General features: G+C 64.6%; 15 protein-coding genes. 11 read left to right on the top strand and 4 right to left on the bottom strand.

Annotated elements, in window-relative coordinates; translation table 11 throughout:
• Positions 1–36 precede the first annotated feature (36 nt).
• The 9 genes from trpB (at position 37) to HV796_RS31160 (ending at position 10,136) form a co-directional block, all read left to right on the top strand.
• Positions 37–1,230, top strand: a complete 1,194-nt coding sequence (gene trpB / locus HV796_RS31200) for a tryptophan synthase subunit beta (protein WP_175231602.1) — start codon at positions 37–39, stop codon at positions 1,228–1,230.
• A gap of 11 nt (positions 1,231–1,241) precedes the next feature.
• Positions 1,242–2,180: a DNA-methyltransferase gene (locus tag HV796_RS31195; RefSeq protein ID WP_175231622.1), complete on the top strand. Its 939-nt coding sequence runs from the start codon at positions 1,242–1,244 to the stop codon at positions 2,178–2,180.
• Between the two features lie 63 nt (positions 2,181–2,243).
• Positions 2,244–3,068 carry a tryptophan synthase subunit alpha gene (gene trpA / locus HV796_RS31190; protein ID WP_175231600.1) on the top strand — a complete coding sequence of 275 codons (825 nt, stop codon included), beginning with the start codon at positions 2,244–2,246 and terminating at the stop codon, positions 3,066–3,068.
• 93 nt (positions 3,069–3,161) lie between these two features.
• Positions 3,162–4,034, top strand: coding sequence for an acetyl-CoA carboxylase, carboxyltransferase subunit beta (gene accD / locus HV796_RS31185; RefSeq protein ID WP_175231598.1), 873 nt, complete (start codon positions 3,162–3,164; stop codon positions 4,032–4,034).
• A 176-nt stretch (positions 4,035–4,210) separates the two neighbouring features.
• On the top strand, positions 4,211–5,521 hold the full coding sequence (folC, locus tag HV796_RS31180) for a bifunctional tetrahydrofolate synthase/dihydrofolate synthase (protein WP_175231596.1): 1,311 nt from the start codon (positions 4,211–4,213) through the stop codon (positions 5,519–5,521).
• A 28-nt stretch (positions 5,522–5,549) separates the two neighbouring features.
• A complete protein-coding gene (locus tag HV796_RS31175; protein ID WP_175231594.1) occupies positions 5,550–6,515 on the top strand; it encodes an SPOR domain-containing protein in 966 nt (321 codons plus the stop codon).
• Between the two features lie 7 nt (positions 6,516–6,522).
• Entirely contained in the window at positions 6,523–7,017 is a 495-nt protein-coding gene (locus HV796_RS31170; protein WP_175231592.1) for a CvpA family protein, read from the top strand.
• 152 nt (positions 7,018–7,169) lie between these two features.
• Positions 7,170–8,720, top strand: a complete 1,551-nt coding sequence (gene purF / locus HV796_RS31165; RefSeq protein ID WP_175231589.1) for an amidophosphoribosyltransferase — start codon at positions 7,170–7,172, stop codon at positions 8,718–8,720.
• A gap of 222 nt (positions 8,721–8,942) precedes the next feature.
• Positions 8,943–10,136, top strand: a complete 1,194-nt coding sequence (locus HV796_RS31160; protein ID WP_175231587.1) for an O-succinylhomoserine sulfhydrylase — start codon at positions 8,943–8,945, stop codon at positions 10,134–10,136.
• A 101-nt stretch (positions 10,137–10,237) separates the two neighbouring features.
• On the opposite strand, the gene HV796_RS31155 is transcribed toward HV796_RS31160, so the two are convergent.
• Together HV796_RS31155 and HV796_RS31150 are read right to left on the bottom strand one after the other, a co-directional pair.
• Positions 10,238–11,038, bottom strand: coding sequence for a helix-turn-helix domain-containing protein (locus HV796_RS31155; protein WP_175231585.1), 801 nt, complete (start codon positions 11,036–11,038; stop codon positions 10,238–10,240).
• 20 nt (positions 11,039–11,058) lie between these two features.
• A complete protein-coding gene (locus HV796_RS31150) occupies positions 11,059–11,400 on the bottom strand; it encodes an FKBP-type peptidyl-prolyl cis-trans isomerase (RefSeq protein WP_175231583.1) in 342 nt (113 codons plus the stop codon).
• A gap of 160 nt (positions 11,401–11,560) precedes the next feature.
• On the opposite strand from HV796_RS31150, the gene HV796_RS31145 reads away from it, so the two are divergent.
• Both HV796_RS31145 and HV796_RS31140 read left to right on the top strand, forming a co-directional pair.
• The gene (locus HV796_RS31145) at positions 11,561–12,352 is read left to right on the top strand and encodes a sensor histidine kinase (RefSeq protein ID WP_246356130.1); all 792 of its coding nucleotides are present in this window, start codon (positions 11,561–11,563) and stop codon (positions 12,350–12,352) included.
• Positions 12,353–12,476: 124 nt separating this feature from the next.
• The gene (locus tag HV796_RS31140) at positions 12,477–13,820 is read left to right on the top strand and encodes a hemolysin family protein (RefSeq protein ID WP_175231577.1); all 1,344 of its coding nucleotides are present in this window, start codon (positions 12,477–12,479) and stop codon (positions 13,818–13,820) included.
• A 73-nt stretch (positions 13,821–13,893) separates the two neighbouring features.
• Here HV796_RS31140 and treY read toward each other — a convergent pair whose 3' ends face one another.
• Together treY and malQ are read right to left on the bottom strand one after the other, a co-directional pair.
• Positions 13,894–16,836, bottom strand: a complete 2,943-nt coding sequence (gene treY / locus HV796_RS31135; RefSeq protein WP_175231574.1) for a malto-oligosyltrehalose synthase — start codon at positions 16,834–16,836, stop codon at positions 13,894–13,896.
• Positions 16,833–19,097, bottom strand: coding sequence for a 4-alpha-glucanotransferase (gene malQ, locus HV796_RS31130; protein ID WP_175231569.1), 2,265 nt, complete (start codon positions 19,095–19,097; stop codon positions 16,833–16,835). Before malQ ends, treY begins: the two co-directional genes overlap by 4 nt.

Here is a 19,097-nt window from a genome sequence, read left to right as displayed (position 1 = left end):
GAAACGCCGGCCCGGCATACTGAAACGAGTGACGAAATGTACAACTTACCTGATGAACGAGGCCACTTCGGCCAATATGGCGGCGTGTTCGTTGCCGAAACGCTGATGCACGCGCTGGATGAACTGCGCGTCGCTTACGAAAAATCCCAGAAAGACCCGGACTTCATCGCGGAATACCAGCGCGAACTGAAGCACTTCGTCGGCCGTCCTTCGCCTGTCTACCACGCGCAGCGCTGGAGCGAACTGCTCGGCGGTGCGCAGATTTATCTGAAGCGCGAGGACCTCAACCATACCGGCGCGCACAAGGTCAACAACGTGATCGGCCAGGCGCTGCTCGCGAAGCGCATGGGCAAGCCGCGCGTGATCGCGGAAACCGGCGCAGGCCAGCATGGCGTTGCTACCGCGACGATCGCGGCGCGCTTCGGGATGGAATGCGTGGTCTATATGGGCGTCGAGGACGTGCATCGCCAGGCCGCGAACGTGTACCGGATGAAGCTGCTCGGCGCGACCGTCGTGCCGGTCGAATCCGGCTCGCGGACGCTGAAGGACGCGCTCAACGAAGCGATGCGCGACTGGGTGACCAACGTCGAAAGCACGTTCTACATCATCGGCACGGTGGCCGGCCCGCATCCGTACCCGATGATGGTGCGCGACTTCCAGCGCGTGATCGGTGACGAGTGCAAGGTGCAGATGCCGGAGCTCACGGGGCGCCAGCCGGATGCGGTCATTGCATGCATCGGCGGCGGTTCGAACGCGATGGGCATCTTTTACCCGTATATCGACGACAAAGCAGTGCAACTGATCGGCGTTGAAGCAGCCGGCGACGGCCTTGACACGGGCCGGCACGCGGCGTCGCTGACAGGCGGCACGCCGGGCGTGCTGCACGGCAATCGCACGTACCTGCTGCAGGACGAAAACGGCCAGATCATCGAGACGCATTCGATCTCCGCCGGCCTCGACTATCCGGGTGTCGGTCCCGAGCACGCATGGCTCAAGGACAGTGGGCGCGCGCAATACGTCAGCATCACCGACGAAGAAGCGCTCAAGGCGTTCCATGAGTGCTGCCGCATCGAAGGGATCATCCCGGCGCTCGAATCGAGCCACGCGCTTGCGTATGCGACGAAGCTCGCGCCGACGCTGCCGAAGGACAAGGTCCTGCTGGTCAACCTGTCGGGCCGTGGCGACAAGGACATGCACACGGTCGCCGAGCGATCGGGTATCAAGTTCTGAGCGCCGCGGTGATGCGCGACGAGTTCGACGAACCGCAGCCAACGCTCGACACCGCCGCGGCGGACGCGAGTCAAGCGGCGACGGCCACGGAAGTGGCACAGCCGCAACCGCAACCCGTAGCGGAACAACCGGTTGCACAGGCCATCGCCTCTGCGCCGCTGCTGCTGCCGACGCCGGCTGGAATCGAACTTCGGAACCGCGACTTTCTGACCGATGCGGCGAATCTGCCGGACCAGTCGATCGACCTGATCCTTGCCGATCCGCCGTACGGGCTCGGCAAGGACTACGGCAACGATTCGGACATGCGTTCGGGCGACGCTTTTCTCGCATGGACGCGCGAGTGGCTGGAACTGGCCATTCCGAAGCTCAAGCCGTCCGGTTCGCTGTATGTCTTTTGCACGTGGCAGTACGCGCCGGAAATCTTCTGCTTTCTGAAGACGAAACTCACGATGGTCAACGAGATCATCTGGGACCGGCGCGTGCCGAGCATGGGCGGCACGACGCGGCGTTTCACGTCGGTGCACGACAACATCGGTCTGTTCGCCGTATCGAAGGATTACTACTTCGATCTCGATCCCGTCCGTATCCCGTACGATGCCGTCACGAAGAAGGCGCGTTCGCGCAAGTTGTTCGAAGGCAGCAAGTGGCTGGAGATGGGCTACAACCCCAAGGACGTCTGGTCCGTGTCGCGCCTGCATCGGCAACATGCGGAACGGGTCGCGCACCCGACGCAAAAGCCGCTGGAAATCGTCGAGCGCATGGTGCTCGCGAGTTGTCCGCCCGGCGGCCGCGTGCTGGATCCGTTCATGGGCAGCGGCACCACCGCAGTTGCTTGCGCGCGTCAGCAGCGCCAATTCGTCGGCTATGAGATCAATGAAAGTTACTGTGCGATAGCGCGAGAACGTGTCAGTTTGGCGGCAGCTTCGGTTGCACCCGTGGCGACAGCCTGAACGCCCGATATCCGCTAAAGCGGCACGCGCAACGCACAGTCAATCGACTTCGAGAAAATTCAAATGTCCCGAATCAATCAGAAATTTGCGGCACTGGCCGCACAGAAGCGCAAAGGGCTCATCCCGTTCATCACCGCGGGCGATCCCGACCCGGCACGGACCGTCGAATTCATGCACGCGCTCGTCGAGGGCGGTGCGGACGTGATCGAACTGGGCGTGCCGTTTTCCGACCCGATGGCGGATGGTCCGGTCATCCAGCGTTCGTCGGAGCGTGCGCTCGCGAAGGGCGTGACGCTGCGCGGCGTGCTGGCCGACGTGAAGCGTTTTCGCGAACGCGACGACAAGACACCGATCGTGCTGATGGGCTACGCGAATCCGATCGAGCGGATCGGTGCCGATGCGTTCGCGAAGGCGGCGAACGAAGCGGGCGTGGACGGTGTGCTGGTGGTCGACTATCCGCCGGAAGAGTGCGGGCCGTTCGCCGAAAAGATGAAGGCCGCGGGCATCGACCCGATCTTCCTGCTGGCGCCGACGTCGACCGATGAACGCATCGCAGCGGTCGGCCGGATCGCGAGCGGTTACGTGTACTACGTGTCGCTGAAGGGTGTCACCGGTGCGACGCATCTGGACGTTCTTGATATTGCAGGTAAAATCCCGGCCATCAAGTCGCGGGTTCCGCTGCCAATCGGGGTCGGATTCGGCATCCGCGATGCGCAGTCGGCGCGTGCAGTGGCGGAAATCTCCGATGCGGTGGTCATCGGCAGCCGGATCGTCAATCTGCTTGAGGAAGCGGCCCCGGAAGCCGCGGCCGACACGCTGACCCGCTTTATCAGGGAAATCCGTCACGCAATCGACGCGATTGGCGCAGGCGCCCGCACAGGCGGCTGATCACGCCAATCGACCACCATCAGAAATCGGTCACTGGTACGCGCGATGCGCGTGTCGCGCGACACGCGTACCGAAGACCTGGAGAAAAGCAAAATGAGCTGGCTCGACAAACTGCTGCCGCCGAAAATCAAGCAAACCGATCCGAAAAGCCGCAAAGGCATTCCGGAGGGGCTGTGGATCAAATGCCCATCGTGCGAAGCCGTGCTGTACCGCAGCGACGTGGAGGCGAATCTGCACGTCTGTCCGAAGTGCGACCACCATATGCGGATCGGCGCACGCGAGCGGCTCGACAGCCTGCTCGATGCGGAAGGCCGTTATGAGATCGGCCAGGAAATCCTGCCGGTCGACGCGCTGAAGTTCAAGGACAGCCGCAAGTACCCGGACCGTCTGAAAGAGGCAATCGACGAAACCGACGAGACCGACGCGATGGTCGTCATGGGTGGCGCGATTCACACGCTGCCCGTGGTGGTCGCGTGCTTCGAGTTTGCGTTTATGGGTGGCTCGATGGGCTCGGTGGTCGGCGAGCGCTTTGCGCGTGGCGCGCAGAACGCGCTCGAGCAGCAGGTGCCGTTTATCTGCTTCACCGCGTCGGGTGGCGCGCGGATGCAGGAAAGCCTGCTGTCGCTGATGCAGATGGCGAAGACCACCGCGATGCTGACGCGCCTTGCCGAAGCCAAACTGCCGTTTATCTCGGTGCTGACCGATCCGACCATGGGCGGCGTGTCGGCGAGCTTCGCCTTCCTCGGCGACGTGGTTATCGCGGAGCCGAAGGCGCTGATCGGCTTTGCCGGCCCGCGCGTGATCGAGCAGACGGTGCGCGAAAAGCTGCCGGAAGGGTTTCAGCGGGCCGAGTTTCTGCTGCAGAAGGGGGCGATCGACATGATCGTTGACCGTCGCAAGCTGCGTGAAGAGATCGCGCGACTGATGGCGCTGCTGACGCGCCAGCCGGCGGACGCTGTGGCCTGACGATGACAAAACCGCGGGCCGCCGCGCCCGGCAGTATAAGGCAGTAAAAGGCAGCGGCGGCCCGGGTTCACAGCCACGGAGCCGCGCCGCAAAAACAGGCAACGCGCCGCTGATGACGACCAAGCGGCGCGTTGTCGTTTCCGGGATAATTGCGACCCGCACTCCCGTTTCATCCGATGACCTCATTTCCCACCCTCGACGCTTGGCTCACGCACCTCGAAACCGCGCATCCTGTCGGTATCGATATGGGCCTTGCGCGAATCAGCCGGGTCCGCGATGCGTTGCAGCTGTCGTTCACGTGCCCGGTAATTATCGTCGGCGGCACCAACGGCAAGGGGTCGACCTGCGCAATTCTCGAGTCGATCCTGCTGCGTGCCGGCTACACGGTCGGTTGCCATACGTCGCCGCATTTGCTGTCGTTCAATGAACGCGCGCGCGTGAATGGCGAGAGCGCGACCGATGCCGATCTTCTGCCGCACTTCGAAGCCGTCGAAAAGGCCCGCACGAGTCTTGCGGAGCCGCCGTCGCTGACCTATTTCGAGTTCACGACGCTCGCCATCATGCATCTGTACGCGTCGCGCGGCCTCGACGCGGTGATCATGGAAGTGGGCCTCGGCGGCCGTCTCGACGCAGTCAATATTCTCGATGCCGATTGCGCGATCATCACCAGCATCGATATCGATCACACCGAGTATCTCGGCGATACCCGCGACAAAATCGCGTTCGAAAAGGCCGGCATTTTCCGCGCGGGGAAGCCGGCCATTTGCGCCGACCCGCTGCCGCCGCAGACGTTGATCGACCATGCGAACAAAATCGGCGCGGATCTATGGTTGTTCGGCCGGGATTTCCGCTACGAAGGGCAGGCGGGCAGCGAACGCCAGCAGTGGAGCTACGTCGGCCGCACGCTGCGTCGCTCGGCGCTCGCGTATCCGGCGCTGCGGGGCGCCAATCAGTTGATCAATACGTCGGCGGCACTGGCCGGGCTCGAAGCACTGCGCGATCGGTTGCCGGTATCCGCCCAGGACATTCGACTCGGTCTCGCGAACGTTGAACTGCCGGGGCGCTTCCAGGTCTTGCCGGGCAAGCCGTCGATTGTGCTCGATGTCGGCCACAACCCGCATGCGGCGGCGGTGCTCGCGCAAAATCTCGGCAATATGGGCTATTTTCCGTACACTTACGCGGTGTTCGGTTCGATGCGCGACAAGGACATCGCGGGCGTGCTGGCTCATCTGAAGGGCGAAATCGATCACTGGTGTGTGACCGATTTACCGACGCCGCGCGCGGCATCAGCGGCGGAACTGGAGGCGGCGTTGCGCGACGCGGATGTCGTCGACGGGCCGGACAGTAGCATCAGCCGCTTCGCGTCGCCTTCAGAAGCATTCCAGGATGCGCTTAATCGGGCGTCTGACAATGATAGAATTGTGGTCTTCGGTAGCTTCTTTACTGTTGCGGGTGTGATGGCCTATCGGAAATCGCAGCAACACTGAACGCGGGCAGCCTCGAACCAAGGCATCCATGGGAATTTTCTCGTTCGGCAAAAAAGACGACGCGTCCAATCGGCGCGGCGCAAATTCCAGTTCTAAACGGGGCTCAAACGGGGGCGATCGTAGCGAGCGTGTGGAACGGCGAAGCCGGCGGGCTGAACGGGCCGGCGACGCGGACGCGATGCTGCTCGACCCCACGTTACCGGAGAAGCAACGGGCGAGGCGGCGCCTCGTCGGCGCGATCGCACTGGTGGTCGCGGCCGTCGTGATTCTGCCGATGGTGCTCGATTCGCACCCGAAACCCGTTACCGACGATATTTCGATTGATATTCCAAGCCGCCCGGTGTCCCGGGCGCGAACTCAGGATCCGCAGGACACCCAGGCAGGCGTAGCCCCTGACAATCCGGCCGCGCCGGATGCTGCGCCCGGTGCTGCCGAAGGCACGCAAAGCGCGTCGGGTGTGTCTCCCGCACCGACGGCGACCGCCGCGACGGGGTCGCTGAGCCGCGATGCAGCGCCAAAGGGCGCCGCGTCGGCACAGCCGGCGCAATCCGCAGGCAAATCGCAGCAAGGCGCCGTCACGGCCACCAACACGGCGCCGGCCGCGGCCAAACCGGCTCAAACGGCCACAGCGAACACCACCGCGCCAGCGAAATCGTCACCCGCCGCCACCCAGTCCGCTGAGGCGGCAACCAACACCACGCAAGGCGCGACGGCGGCACAAGCCGATTCCGGCACGCCGGCGGCGCCGCCGGGCAGCCGCTTCGCGGTGCAACTGGGTTCGTTTTCCGACGATGCAAGCGCGCGCAACTGGGTCAACAAGTTGAAAGCGGCGGGTGTACCCGCATATATCGAAAAGCGGAAGCAGGCCGACGGCTCAGTGCGTACGCTGTTACGCGCGGGGCCGTTCGCGGACCGTGCGGCGGCGTCGGCGGCGATTGCGAAAGTTCGCGAAGCCGGCTTGACGTCGGGCGCGAACAACGGTTCGGCGCAATAAGCCGGCGATGTTCACCGCGTTCGACTACGCTGTTATGGCGGTGATCGCGCTGTCGGCGCTGCGCGGCACGTGGCGCGGCTTTCTGTCCGAGATATTCGGGCTGATCGGCTGGATCGCGGCGTTTCTGATCGCCTGCCGGTTTGTTGGGCACGTGGTGCCGTACATGCCGGAGCACTGGCCCGGCGGCGAGTTGACCCAATGGCTGCTCGCGTTTGCGGTCATCGTGATCGTCGTGGTGCTGGTCGCGAGCGTGGCCAATGCGTTGCTCAGCCGGCTGGTGCAAGTGTCGGGACTAAGCGGCGTCGACCGTTCGCTCGGATTGATGTTCGGCCTCGTACGCGGGGTCATTCTGGTGCTGATTCTGGTCGCCTTCGCCGGCTTGACCGAACTGCCCCAGCACGAATTCTGGCGCAATGCGCTGCTTCGGCCATACGCGGAGCAGGGCGTGCGAGAGTTGAAGCCGTTGCTTCCCGACGCAATCGCCGCATATGTGCACGTGTAGCGTGTGAGCGCCAGGGTCAATGCGGCCGAAGACGCGAACCACGCGGTGACCGCGACGGTGGCGGGCGAACCGCCAGCAGGGTTCGCGACGCACGACAGATGCCGGCACGGGCCGGCCGCCCTAACGAATTTCGTACCTTTGAAGGACATGCCATGTGCGGCATCGTAGGCGTAGTTTCCCAATCCCCGGTCAACCAGCTGATCTATGACAGTCTGCTGCTGTTGCAGCACCGCGGTCAGGACGCCGCGGGCATCGCGACGGCGAACGGCAGCAACTTCCACATGCACAAGGCGAACGGCATGGTGCGCGACGTGTTCCGCACGCGCAACATGCGCAGTCTGCCCGGCAATGTCGGCATCGGCCAGGTGCGTTACCCGACCGCGGGGTCCGCGTCGAGCGAAGAGGAAGCGCAGCCGTTCTACGTGAACGCGCCGTTTGGCATCATCCTCGCGCACAACGGCAACCTGACCAACTGGCCGCAGCTGAAAGAAGAGATGTTCCGCGTCGACCGCCGCCACATCAATACGAACTCCGATACTGAAGTGCTGCTCAACGTGTTCGCGCACGAATTGCAGCTCTCGAGTTCCGGGCTTCAGCTCGATCCGGCCGCGGTGTTCAAGGCGGTGTCGGGCGTGCATCGGCGCGTGCACGGTTCGTATGCGATCGTGTCGCTGATCGCGGGCTACGGCCTCGTCGGCTTCCGCGACCCGTTCGGCATTCGCCCGCTGTGCATCGGCAAGCTCGAAACCGCGCATGGCACCGAATGGATGCTCGCGTCGGAATCGGTCGCGCTGGAAGGCATCGGCTTCGAATTCGTGCGCGACGTGCAGCCGGGTGAGGCGATATTTATCGACCTCGAAGGCAATTTCTACGCGCAGCAGTGCGCGACGAATCCGAGCCTGAACCCGTGCATCTTCGAGCTCGTGTATCTCGCGCGGCCGGACTCGGTGCTCGACGGCGTGCCGGTCTACAACGCGCGTCTGCGCATGGGCGACTATCTGGCCGAAAAGATCATGCGCGTATTGCCGGCGGACCTGAAGATCGATGTCGTGATGCCCATTCCCGATTCGTCGCGTCCGGCTGCGATGCAGGTCGCCGCGAAGCTCGGCGTCGAATATCGCGAAGGCTTCTTCAAGAACCGTTATGTCGGCCGCACGTTTATCATGCCGGGCCAGGCGGTGCGCAAGAAGTCGGTGCGCCAGAAGCTCAACGCGATGGGTATCGAGTTCAAGGGCAAGAACGTGCTGATCGTCGACGATTCGATCGTGCGCGGCACCACATCGCACGAAATCGTGCAGATGGCGCGCGATGCGGGCGCGAACAAGGTGATCTTCGCATCGGCGGCGCCGCCGGTGAAATTCCCGAACGTGTACGGCATCGATATGCCGACGCGCGGCGAACTGGTCGCGCATGGCCGCTCCGACGACGAAGTCGCGCGCATGATCGGCGCGGACTATCTGGTGTACCAGGATGTCGATGCGCTCAAGCGTGCGGTGCGCGACATCAATCCGGCGCTGAAGGAGTTCGAGGCATCGTGCTTCGACGGCAACTACATCACGGGCGACGTGACGACCGAATACCTCGACGGCGTCGAACTCGCGCGCCTCGCGCCGTCCGCGCAATCGGACCGCGATGCGGCCAGCGAAGCGATGGACGGGGGCGGTTCGAGATCGCAGTTGCATTTGCAGCTATCGGTCGAATGACCCGGTGTCAGCGGTGTTAGAATCAGGTCTTGCGTCGATTTGAGTTCATCTTGCGGACGCGGGGCAACCCTCAAAAGGGCCGCCCGAAACAGCTAAAGTGAACGGTGGCCGCGAACGCGTGCCCGTTACGCTCAAAGCTTTCCGCACACAAAGCCCGCTTATGCCGACGCAAAGCGGGCTTTTTTATTGTCATCTGACATAAACAACGGAAACACAACGAACATGGACAACACCTTCAACTTCGACACGCTCGCGGTCCGTTCGGGCACGCTGCGCAGTGAATTCGGCGAGCATTCGGAAGCGCTATTTCTGACCTCGAGCTTCGTGTTCGCGAATGCGGCTGAAGCGGCCGAGCGCTTCAAGAAATCGGAAGACTATTACACGTACTCGCGCTTCACGAACCCGACTGTCACGATGTTTCAGGACAGGCTCGCAGCGCTCGAAGGCGGCGAAGCATGCATGGCGACCGCGTCGGGGATGAGCGCGATTCTGTCGGTGGTGATGTCCGCAATGCAGTCGGGCGACCATCTGGTCAGCTCGCAGAGCCTGTTCGGCTCGACGCTCGGCATGTTCTCGCAGATCTTCAGCAAGTTCGGCATTACGACGACGTTCGTCGATCCGACCGATCTTGACGCATGGAACAACGCGGTGCGGCCCGAAACGAAGATGTTCTTCCTCGAAACGCCGTCGAACCCGCTGACCGAAATCGCCGATATCGAAGCGATCGGCAAGATCGCGAAGGCGGCGAATGCGCTGTTCGTCGTCGACAACTGTTTTTGCAGTCCCGCACTGCAGCAGCCGCTGAAGCTGGGCGCGGACGTCGTGATGCATTCGGCGACGAAGTTTCTCGACGGCCAGGGCCGCGTGCTGGGCGGCGCGCTGGTCGGCTCGAAGCAGTTCATCATGGAAAAGGTGTTTCCGTTTGTGCGCACCGCGGGCCCGACGCTGTCGGCGTTCAACGCGTGGGTGCTGCTGAAGGGGATGGAAACGCTGTCGCTACGCGTCGACCGTCAATCGGCCCATGCACTCGAGATCGCGCGCTGGCTGGAAACGCATCCGGCGGTGAAACGCGTGTTCTACCCGGGCCTCGAATCGCATCCGCAATACGCGATCGCGAAGCGTCAGCAGAAATCGGGCGGCGCGATTCTGTCGTTCGAGCTGAACGGCGACACACCGGAAGCACAGCGCGAAAACGCGTGGCGCGTCATCGACAGCACGAAGATCTGTTCGATCACCGGCAACCTCGGCGATACGCGCACGACCATCACACATCCGGCCACCACAACGCACGGACGCATCACGCCCGAAGCGCGCGCGGCAGCGGGCATTACCGAGGGGTTGATTCGCCTGGCGGTGGGGCTGGAAGACGCATCCGATATCCGCGCGGATCTGGAGCGCGGTTTGAACGGTGGCTGAGCGGTAAGTGAGCGGTGGCGGAACGGAATCTGAACGGCGCCCGAGCGGAAAGCCAGAAGCCGCGCCACGCGATGCGAAGCGATGAAAACCTGCGTCGCGCTTCAGTGCCGCGGCGTGCGCCACTGCCCCGGTGCAATGCCGAAACGGCGCGTGAACGCATGCGTATACGCGCTCTGGTCGCCAAAGCCGACGTCGAGTGCGACGTCGGTGAGCGAGCGGCGCGGATCGGCGAGTAGCGTGATCGACGTATCGAGTCGCAGCCGCTGCAGATAGCGATGCGGCGTCTCGCCGAACGCTTCAATGAAAAGCTGATGAAATCGCCGCAATCCGAAGCCGCAATGCGCAGCGAGATCGGCGATACGCAGCGGCTCGGCCAGATGCGCGCGCAACCAATGGTCGATGCGCGCAAAGTCGAGGCCCGCGGCCGCCCGCGCATCCTCGATGCCCGCTGACGCGCGACCGGCATCCTGCACGAGTGCCGCGCACAGTTGCGCGGCCGCGCTCCAGTTGAAGCGGCGCAGCGTCGCCGCATGATCGTCCGTGTGGCCGTTACCGGTTGTGGATGCGGCAATCTGGCCGACCAGACGGATCAACCCGGCGTCGATATCGACGGTTCGCGCACGATCGAACAGCCGTTCGGGTATCGCGAGCGACGCCGCGGGTACATCAAGCACCAGCTGCCGGTTTTCCCCGATACCTGCGTAGTCGTGGCGCGACCCGGCCGGTACGAGCCACGCCGACCGGCGGTCGATCTGCCGTTCGACGCCGTTGACCGCCATCACCATCGAGCCGTCGAGGCCGAGCACGATCTGATGAAAATCGTGCAGGTCCGACGCTTCGGTTTCGCTGAAACGTCGCAGCGTGACGCTCGGCGACGCGACGGTGACAAGACTGCCGGCCATGAACGGTGCGTCCTTCCCGCTCAGGCTTCGAGCAGTTCGACTTCGAACACGAGCGTCGCATTCGGCGGAATCACGCCGCCCGCGCCGCGCACGCCGTAGCCGAGTTGCGGCGGAATCGTCAGACGCCGCACGCCGCCGACCTTCATCCCTTGCACACCTTCATCCCAGCCCTTGATCACCATGCCGCCGCCCAGCACGAACGCGAACGGATCGTTACGATCCTTGCTCGAGTCGAATTTCTGGCCGTCGGTGAGCCAGCCTGTGTAATGAACGCTGACGGTCTGCCCCGACCGCGCTTCGGCGCCAGTGCCTTCGGTCAGATCTTCGTATTTCAGGCCGGATTCGGTGGTGACGGTCGGCATAAGTTGCTCCATTTTGAAAACGATGAAAACCGCTATTGTAGGCGCGTTGCGCGGGCGCAGCGACCGGGCCGCTGTTGCGCCATTTCGTGCAAAGGCCTTGCCTATAATGTTGGCTGATCATTCGAATCACGAACTGCTAACGAGGATGTCGATTGTGACCATGCCTTCCCCAGCGAGCCACAGCCATGAACCGGGTGTACCCGGTACTGCCGCGTCGGAACGCGCTGCCCGACTGTGCGCGCAGACCGCGCTGTTCATGCGCGATCATGTGCTGTCGCTTGTTTCTCATGATCTGCGCAGCCCGCTAAACGCGATCCATAGCTGGGCCTATGTGCTGGAACGCAAGGTCGACGGCGCGGACGCGACCGCGCAGCGCGCGCTCGCCGGTATACGCAGCGGTGTCGAGCAACAGGTCCAATTGCTCGAAACGATCGTCGATACGACCCGCGCCGAAACAAAAACAGTCGCGCTCAATCGTGAATGTTTCGACTTGCGGCCGTTCGTCGATGCGACCGTGGTCGATGTGCGCGACATGCTCGCGCAGCCACGCGGCGTCAGACTCATCCTCGACACGTCGCTTGCCGCCGAGCAACTGGATGGCGATCGCGAACGCCTTGCCGCAGCGCTGTGGCTGATGCTGACGTTCGCGACCGAAGCGAGCGCGCAGGGCTCGACGGTCACGCTCGAAACTCACGCGGACGCATCGATGTGGCATGCGGTCGCGACGTTCACCGCCGCGCCCGATGCGCTCGATGACGCGGCCTTGCCGCACCTGCTCGAAGCGTTCGCGCGCAGGCAGGCTGGCGAACCGCGTGAAGCGGGACGCGTTGCATGGGTGCTCGCGCTGTGCAAACGGGTTGCCGAAGCGCATGAAGGCGCATTCGAACAAGGCGAGTTTGCCGAAGGGCAGCCGACCAGACTCTCGTTGCGCATCCCGCTCAACGTGGGATGAACAGCGAGCCCCTGCGTACGTCAATCGCGTCTTGCGCAATCCGACACCTGGCTCACCGCGCGCACTGCTTTCGTTGTCCTTTCACACTCTATACTGACGACTTTTGTCGCCGGAGCCCGTCGCTTTGATCCAGGTTGTCGCCCTTATCGGTGCATTGCTGCTTGTTGCGCTCAACGGTTTTTTCGTTGCAGCCGAATTCGGTCTCGTGAAGCTGCGGCAGACGCGCGTGCAGACGCTCGCGCAAAAGCACGGCGTGCGCGGCAAACTGCTTGCAACGGTTCATCAACGGCTGGACGCGTATCTCTCCGCGTGTCAGCTCGGCATCACGCTTGCGTCGCTCGGACTGGGCTGGATCGGCGAACCGGCGTTCGCGGATTTACTGACGCCGCTATTCCGGGTGCTCGGCGTCGAGTCCGCACGGATGATCCACGGCATCTCGCTGTTCTTTGCGTTCTCGTGCATCTCGTTTCTGCACATCGTGGTCGGCGAACTTGCGCCGAAGTCGCTCGCGATCCGCCAGGCCGAGCGGATCTCATTGTGGGTCGCGCTGCCGCTCTACGCGTTCTATTGGCTGATGTATCCGGCGATCTGGGTGCTCAACACCAGCGCGAATGCCGTGCTGCGTATCACGGGTCTGTCGGCGGATCACGGCGGCGACACGCACTATTCGACGGAAGAGCTCAAGCTGATTCTGCGCGCGCGCCGCACGAGCGTCACCGACGAAATGGAACAGCCGGGCCGCACCTATAGCCCGGACGAGTGGAATACGATCGCACACTCGCTGGATTTCTCGCGGATGACCGTCTCCGACCTGATGCGGCCCGCGTACGAGCTGGTCAGCCTGCGGCGCGACCTGTCGTGGCGCGACAATATGCAGATCGTCGCGCGGCACCGTTTCAGCCGCTACCCGCTCTATGAAGACGCGTCGGGCGAACACGTCGCCGGCACGATTCATTTGAAGGACCTGTTGCTGGCGCGGCAGGCGGGCCGCTCACTGGACGACCTGGCGCAATACGTCCGCCCGGTGCAATACGTGAAGCCCGACATGCCCGCGCTCGAACTGTTCCGCCGCTTCCGCAAGGGCGCGCCGCATCTGGCGCTGGTGGGCCACAAGCACGCGAAGCCGATCGGTTTTCTGACGCTCGACAATCTGCTCGGCGCACTGGTCGGGCAGATTCACGATGAGTTCCGCCAGGGCGACCAGGACTGGACGCGCCTTGACGACGGCACGTTGATGGGCAAGGGCAGCTTGCCGGTGGTGTCGCTCGAGCGCGCGCTGGGCATCGATATCGACGAAGGCCGCGCGGAGTCGGTCGGCGGCCTGGTCATCCAGGCATTGCGCGAGTTGCCGACCGAAGGCCAGCGGGTGGAGTTCGACCGCTTCGATATCGTCGTGAAGAAGATGACCGGGCCGCGCATCGTACTCGTGCGCGTTTATCCGAAGGCGTTCGACGACGAGGGCGGTTGACCGGCAGCGCTTGACCGTCAACGGCGAACGCCACGACGCATGGCGCGGGCCGTGCAGTGCCTTTCGTTCGCAGTCATGCGCGCGGCACGCCGTCCTCGACAAGTACCGCGACCGGCATCGACGTCAGCGCATCGCGCAGGTACAGCAGACCGTTATCGTCGACCTTCGGCGCGGCCGGGCTCAACCAGTCGAACATGGCGCGCGCAACCAGTTCCTCGGGCATTCGCACGGCGGTGTCCTGCCAACGCGAGGGCTCGACGAGCGGTATGTCGCATGGCGGCCGATCGCCGGCATTCGCATCGGCATTAACACCGGCGTTAGCATCGGCCTTCGCATCGCCTGCAAGCAGCGGCATCGCGAGGCGCGTCGCGATCACCACCGCCCACGCATTGCCCTGTCGCCGGGCAAACGCAATCACGCTGCGCGCATGCACGCCCTGCACCGCAAGCGGTAGATATGCGCCTTGACCTAGCAGCTCGGGCAAATGCGCGCGCAGCGCGAGCATGCGTTGCACGATCGCGAGCTTCACATTTCCGTCGCGCCACGTCGCAAGAAACGCGGAAGGTGGCTTTTCCGCAAGCAGCGCCGCGCGATTTTCGAAGTCGACTGGCTGCCGGTTATCGGGATCGACCAGGCTGAAGTCCCATAGCTCGGCGCCTCGATACTGATCCGGCACACCCGGCGACGCGAGCCGCAGAATCGTCTGTTGCAGGCTATCGATCACGCCCGCGCACTGGATGTGCGCGACAAACGCGTGCAGTTCGCGCAGAAAACCGTCGCGGCGCTGCGGCGCGAGAAGGTCGAACAGAAACGCACGGCACGCGTTCTCGTACGGTTCGTCAGGCGCGAGCCAGGTGGTGCGCAGCTTCGCTTCACGCAGCGCCTTCAATTGCCATTGCGCGACGCGCTCGGCGAGCGCCGCGATGCCGGCCTCATCGTCGACGGAGAGATCCGGCGGCCAGCAGCCGACCAGTGTCTGGTACAGCATCGCTTCGGCGGCGGGGCCCGGCGCCCAGTCTTCGGTCAGCGCATCGACGAGTGTGTCGTCAGCGGGCTCACCGCCCTCCGGCGCGCGTCGCTGCGGCATATTCAGGGTCGACCACGCATGCAGCGTCGCGCTCCATTCGTCGGCGATCTCGCTGAGCACCGCGAGCCGCGCGCGCACATCTTCACCGCGCTTGTGATCGTGCGTCGCGGTGACCAGCATCGCATGCGGAAAACGCCGCGCACGTTCGAGGTTGTTTGCATGAAACTGCTCGACCGACAGCGCGAACTCGCCCGGGTCGGCGCCCACTTCGTTGCGCGATAACAGCCGGCCATAGCGATAGCACGCAGTGTCTTCGATCGCCTTGGCCGCCACCGGCGCGGTGAGTTGTGAAAACAACGTTTGCACGGTGCGCCGCGCGGCCGCCGCGTGATTGAACGCGCCGGCCGCCGCGCCTTGCAACGCCGACGTGCGCAGGTTCGTCGCTTCACGCGGGTTGGCCAGTTCGTCGGCGCCGCTGCCAAGCCATGCATCGACGCGCTCGAGCACCGCGTGGTCCGCGCGCGACAGCATGTGCCGCGCGGCATTGAGCGCCTTGTCGAAGAACACGTTGTCAGTGGCGCTGCGCAGGCCGTTTTGCGGATAGATCCGATAGACGGGGAACTGCGCGGCAAGCTCGCCGATCACGCGCCGGATCGACGTGAAAGTGAAATCGCGCGTCGCGATGTTGTCGCGCGCGATCCGATGCAAGCCGCGCGCGGCGCGATCCAGTTCCGCTGCGAGGTTCTCGGTCAGTATCTTGCGGCGCGCAAGCACCGCTTCATCGGCGAACGACGCGCTGCGTCCGCTGAGTTCGGCCCATGCCGTCGCAAGCGGTGCTGCGCCGCGCGGATCATGCAGCAGCGCGCCGACGTCGTTCATAAAGTCGTAGCCGGTCGTGCCGTCGACCGGCCAGTCGTCGCGCAACGGTTCGCCGCGCGCCAGAATTTTCTCGACGACGATATACGGCGCCCCTTCGCGCAACTCCGAAAGCCGCTGCCGCAAGCGCTGGCAGTATTCACGCGGCTCGGCGAGTCCGTCGATATGATCGATCCGCACACCGTCGATGACCCCGTCCGCATACAGACGAAACACCAGCGCGTGCACGGCGTCGAACACGTCCGGCCGTTCGACGCGGACCGCGGCGAGCGTGGAGATATCGAAGAAGCGCCGCCAGTTCACTTCGTCGGCCGCGGTGCGCCACCAGGCGAGCCGAAAGTGCTGACGCTCGAGCAGCCGATGAAGATGATCGCGTGTGACCGGGTCGTCGGGCGCATACGCGTGCAGCACGCATTCGATCGACGACAGACCGTGCTGCGCGACGTATTCGCGTAGCGCGTCACGCGCCTGCGCGGCGCGCGGCTGATCGGCGGGCTGGGTCGTGAGGCCGTGAAAGCGCTCGGCAAGCGCACTGAGTTCCGCGCGCTCGGCGGCTTGCAGCAGCGCGGCGTAATCGACCGGGCACACCGCGCACAGATGATCGCCATACGCGATCGTGAAGCGCCCGGTGCCTGCGTCAAAGCGCAACGCGATGCGGCCCTCGGCCAGCTCGTCGCCATACGGCGCACCGAGAATCGGCAGCAACACCTTGCCGCGCAGCGCCGGGTCCGGCGAGTGCCAGTCGACGTCGAAATGCCGCGCATACGCGCTATGCCGGCCCCACTCGAGAATGTCGCGCCACCACGCGTTGTGCGCGCCGGAGCCCGCAATGCCCATATGGTTTGGCACCACATCGACGATCAACCCCATGCCACGCTCGCGCAGCTTGTCCGCGAGACGCCTGAGCGCCGCCTCGCCGCCGCATTCGGCGCTGACCTGCGCGTAGTCGACGGTATCGTAGCCGTGCATCGAGCCCGGCACGGCGGTCGTCACCGGCGATGTGTAAAGGTGACTGACGCCGAGCGCGGCGAAGTATTCGACGTGCCTGAGCGCATCGTCGAACGTGAAGCCCCGATGGAACTGGAGCCGAAGCGTGGAACGCGGGACGGTCATGGCGTGTTCGGCGGCGAAGAAGCGGTGGAACCGGAGGAAGCGGATGAACCCGTCTTACCTGACGCATCCGGTGTGCCTGCCGAAGCGGCCGTGCGTGCACGGTCGACCGCGCGCAGACGGTCGCAGAACGTTGCGTCCGCAAACAGTGCGTCGACCGGTTGCATCACACGCCGGCGCCAGTTCGGATGCTCGTCGATCGAACCGGGCAGGTTCGGCTGCGCTTCGAGGCCGAGCAGATCTTCGAGCGGATAGGTCGCGAGCGGCGACGGTGTCGCGGCCACGAACGCCAGCGCTTCGTCGACCGGCGCCTGCTCGGGCGGCGGCGCAGCGACGCCGCTGGCGGCGACGCCCGCCTGCTGGAACGCGCGCCATAGCGCCGCGCGGTCCGCCGCGCGTTCGGCCTGTGCGATTTCGACGGGGTCGCGGCCGTCGCTGCGCGGCATCGTCTGGCCGATCCGGTTGCGCCATACGATGTCTTCGCCGCGCCACCAGCCGGTGACAGTCGGCAGATCGTGCGTGGTCGTGGTCGCGGCCGCGTTACGGTCCCACTCGGACGGCGGCAGGAAACCGTCGTCCGCCGGCGTGCGCTCGAACCACAGCACACGGATGCCGGCCAGGCCATGATCGGCCAGCCGCTCGCGGAACCCGGGTGGCACGGTGCCGAGATCCTCACCGATCACGATCGCGCGATGCCGCCACGATTCGAGTGCGATCAGCCGCAACATATCGTCGAGCGGATAGCGCAGATAGGCGCCGTTTTTCGCGCGCTCGCCTTCGGGTACGAGCCACAGTCGGCGCAAGCCGAGGATGTGATCGATGCGCACGCCGCCTGAATGGGCGAACACGGTGCGCAGCATGTCGATAAAGGCCGAGAAACCCTGGTTGCGCATCGCGCGCGGTGAGAACGTGGTGAGTCCCCACGCCTGGCCCGCCTGATTGAACAGATCCGGCGGCGCACCGACCGATACGCCGTGCAGCATATCGTCGCGATACGACCACGCGTGACTGCCTGCGCTGTCGCAGCCGACCGCGAGGTCCGCGATCAGACCGACTGCCATCCCTGCGTCGCGCGCCGCGTGCTGCGCATGCGATAGCCCCTTCGCCGCGAGCCATTGCAGGAACAGGTGAAACTCCACTTCATGCCGATGCTCGTTCGCGAACGCTTCGACTTCGGCGCTGCGTGGATCGCGCAACGGCTCGGGCCATTTGCGCCAGTAACCTTCGCCGTCCGGCTGGGCTAGCCGATACGCGTGCAACGCTTCGAAGCGCGCGTGATCTTCGAGCGCGCGCCCGCCGCGCGTGCAGAACCCATGGAATTCGAGCGCGCGCGGCAGGTCTTGCGCGCGATCGTGCGCGCAGAAGTGCTCGAACAACACACGCAGTACCTTGAGCTTGAGCGGGGCCGCCGACGGCCAGTCGATCAGCGGCAGCGCTTCGAGCTGCTGCCATGCGTTGCCGGCCTGCGCGGTTTCGATCGCATGACGCGCAGCCTCGACGCCGAACACGGCAGCCGGGTCGATATGCGCGACATTCAGCCACAAGCGCGACGACGGCGCATACGGACTAAAACGCTGCGGCAGCGCGCTGAACATCGCATGCGTCGGACTCACCGCGAGCGCATGCGCGCCGCGCTTCGCGCTTTGAACCGCGAGTGTCGCGAGCGCCGTATAGTCGCCGATCCCGCCATCGCCGATGCGGCGCAACCCGTAGATTTGCGCGGCGATGCCCCATAGCGGCGGCATCGGCTTGCGGTTCGCCGCGCCGGCCTGAAGGGTGTCGCTCGCGTGCAGCGCGCGCCACGCGTCGCCGACCGTGTAGCAGCGCGACGGCGCGACCGCGAGCGTCATCCGATGTTCGTTGATGACGAGCGTGTGATAGCCCGCTTCATCGATCGGCGTGAGCAGCGCGGCTTCGCCTTTCGGCGCGGTGAAGCGGCCGTCGATCAGCGAGCCGCTTTCGAGCTCGATCCGATAGCGGCTGCCCGACTTGATCGCCGCGGCGGACAGCGCAATGCCGCGGCCGCATTCGGCGGTCATCAGCGGCGGCAGCTTGCGGCCCGACAGTTCCGCGTCGAGCGCGGCGGCACTCTGGCGGATCTGTGTCGTGCTTTCACACGGCAGGCCCATCTGCTCGAGTAGCGCGAAGAGCGTCGTGTCGGGGACGCGCCGAACCACCTGATGCGCGTCTTGCCATTCGATCTCGAAACCGGCGCGCGTCGCAAGACTCGCAATCGATTCGCTGGGGCGGCGGGCAGGATTCAC

The organism is Paraburkholderia humisilvae (genome assembly GCF_902859855.1).
In the GTDB taxonomy this organism is placed as follows: Bacteria; Pseudomonadota; Gammaproteobacteria; order Burkholderiales; family Burkholderiaceae; genus Paraburkholderia; species Paraburkholderia humisilvae.
The sequence above is the reverse complement of the archived record's forward strand: the minus strand, read 5'-3'. Positions and strand labels throughout refer to the sequence as shown.

Bases quoted from the DNA above. Each gene is read 5' to 3' on its own strand.
- HV796_RS31195 (WP_175231622.1), top strand. From the start codon at position 1,242: ATGCGCGACGAGTTCGACGAACCGCAGCCAACGCTCGACACCGCCGCG.
- HV796_RS31170 (WP_175231592.1), top strand. From the start codon at position 6,523: ATGTTCACCGCGTTCGACTACGCTGTTATGGCGGTGATCGCGCTGTCG.
- accD (WP_175231598.1), top strand. From the start codon at position 3,162: ATGAGCTGGCTCGACAAACTGCTGCCGCCGAAAATCAAGCAAACCGAT.
- trpB (WP_175231602.1), top strand. From the start codon at position 37: ATGTACAACTTACCTGATGAACGAGGCCACTTCGGCCAATATGGCGGC.
- HV796_RS31150 (WP_175231583.1), bottom strand. From the start codon at position 11,400: ATGCCGACCGTCACCACCGAATCCGGCCTGAAATACGAAGATCTGACC.
- HV796_RS31160 (WP_175231587.1), top strand. From the start codon at position 8,943: ATGGACAACACCTTCAACTTCGACACGCTCGCGGTCCGTTCGGGCACG.
- HV796_RS31155 (WP_175231585.1), bottom strand. From the start codon at position 11,038: ATGGCCGGCAGTCTTGTCACCGTCGCGTCGCCGAGCGTCACGCTGCGA.
- purF (WP_175231589.1), top strand. From the start codon at position 7,170: ATGTGCGGCATCGTAGGCGTAGTTTCCCAATCCCCGGTCAACCAGCTG.
- HV796_RS31175 (WP_175231594.1), top strand. From the start codon at position 5,550: ATGGGAATTTTCTCGTTCGGCAAAAAAGACGACGCGTCCAATCGGCGC.
- treY (WP_175231574.1), bottom strand. From the start codon at position 16,836: ATGACCGTCCCGCGTTCCACGCTTCGGCTCCAGTTCCATCGGGGCTTC.
- folC (WP_175231596.1), top strand. From the start codon at position 4,211: ATGACCTCATTTCCCACCCTCGACGCTTGGCTCACGCACCTCGAAACC.
- trpA (WP_175231600.1), top strand. From the start codon at position 2,244: ATGTCCCGAATCAATCAGAAATTTGCGGCACTGGCCGCACAGAAGCGC.
- HV796_RS31145 (WP_246356130.1), top strand. From the start codon at position 11,561: ATGCCTTCCCCAGCGAGCCACAGCCATGAACCGGGTGTACCCGGTACT.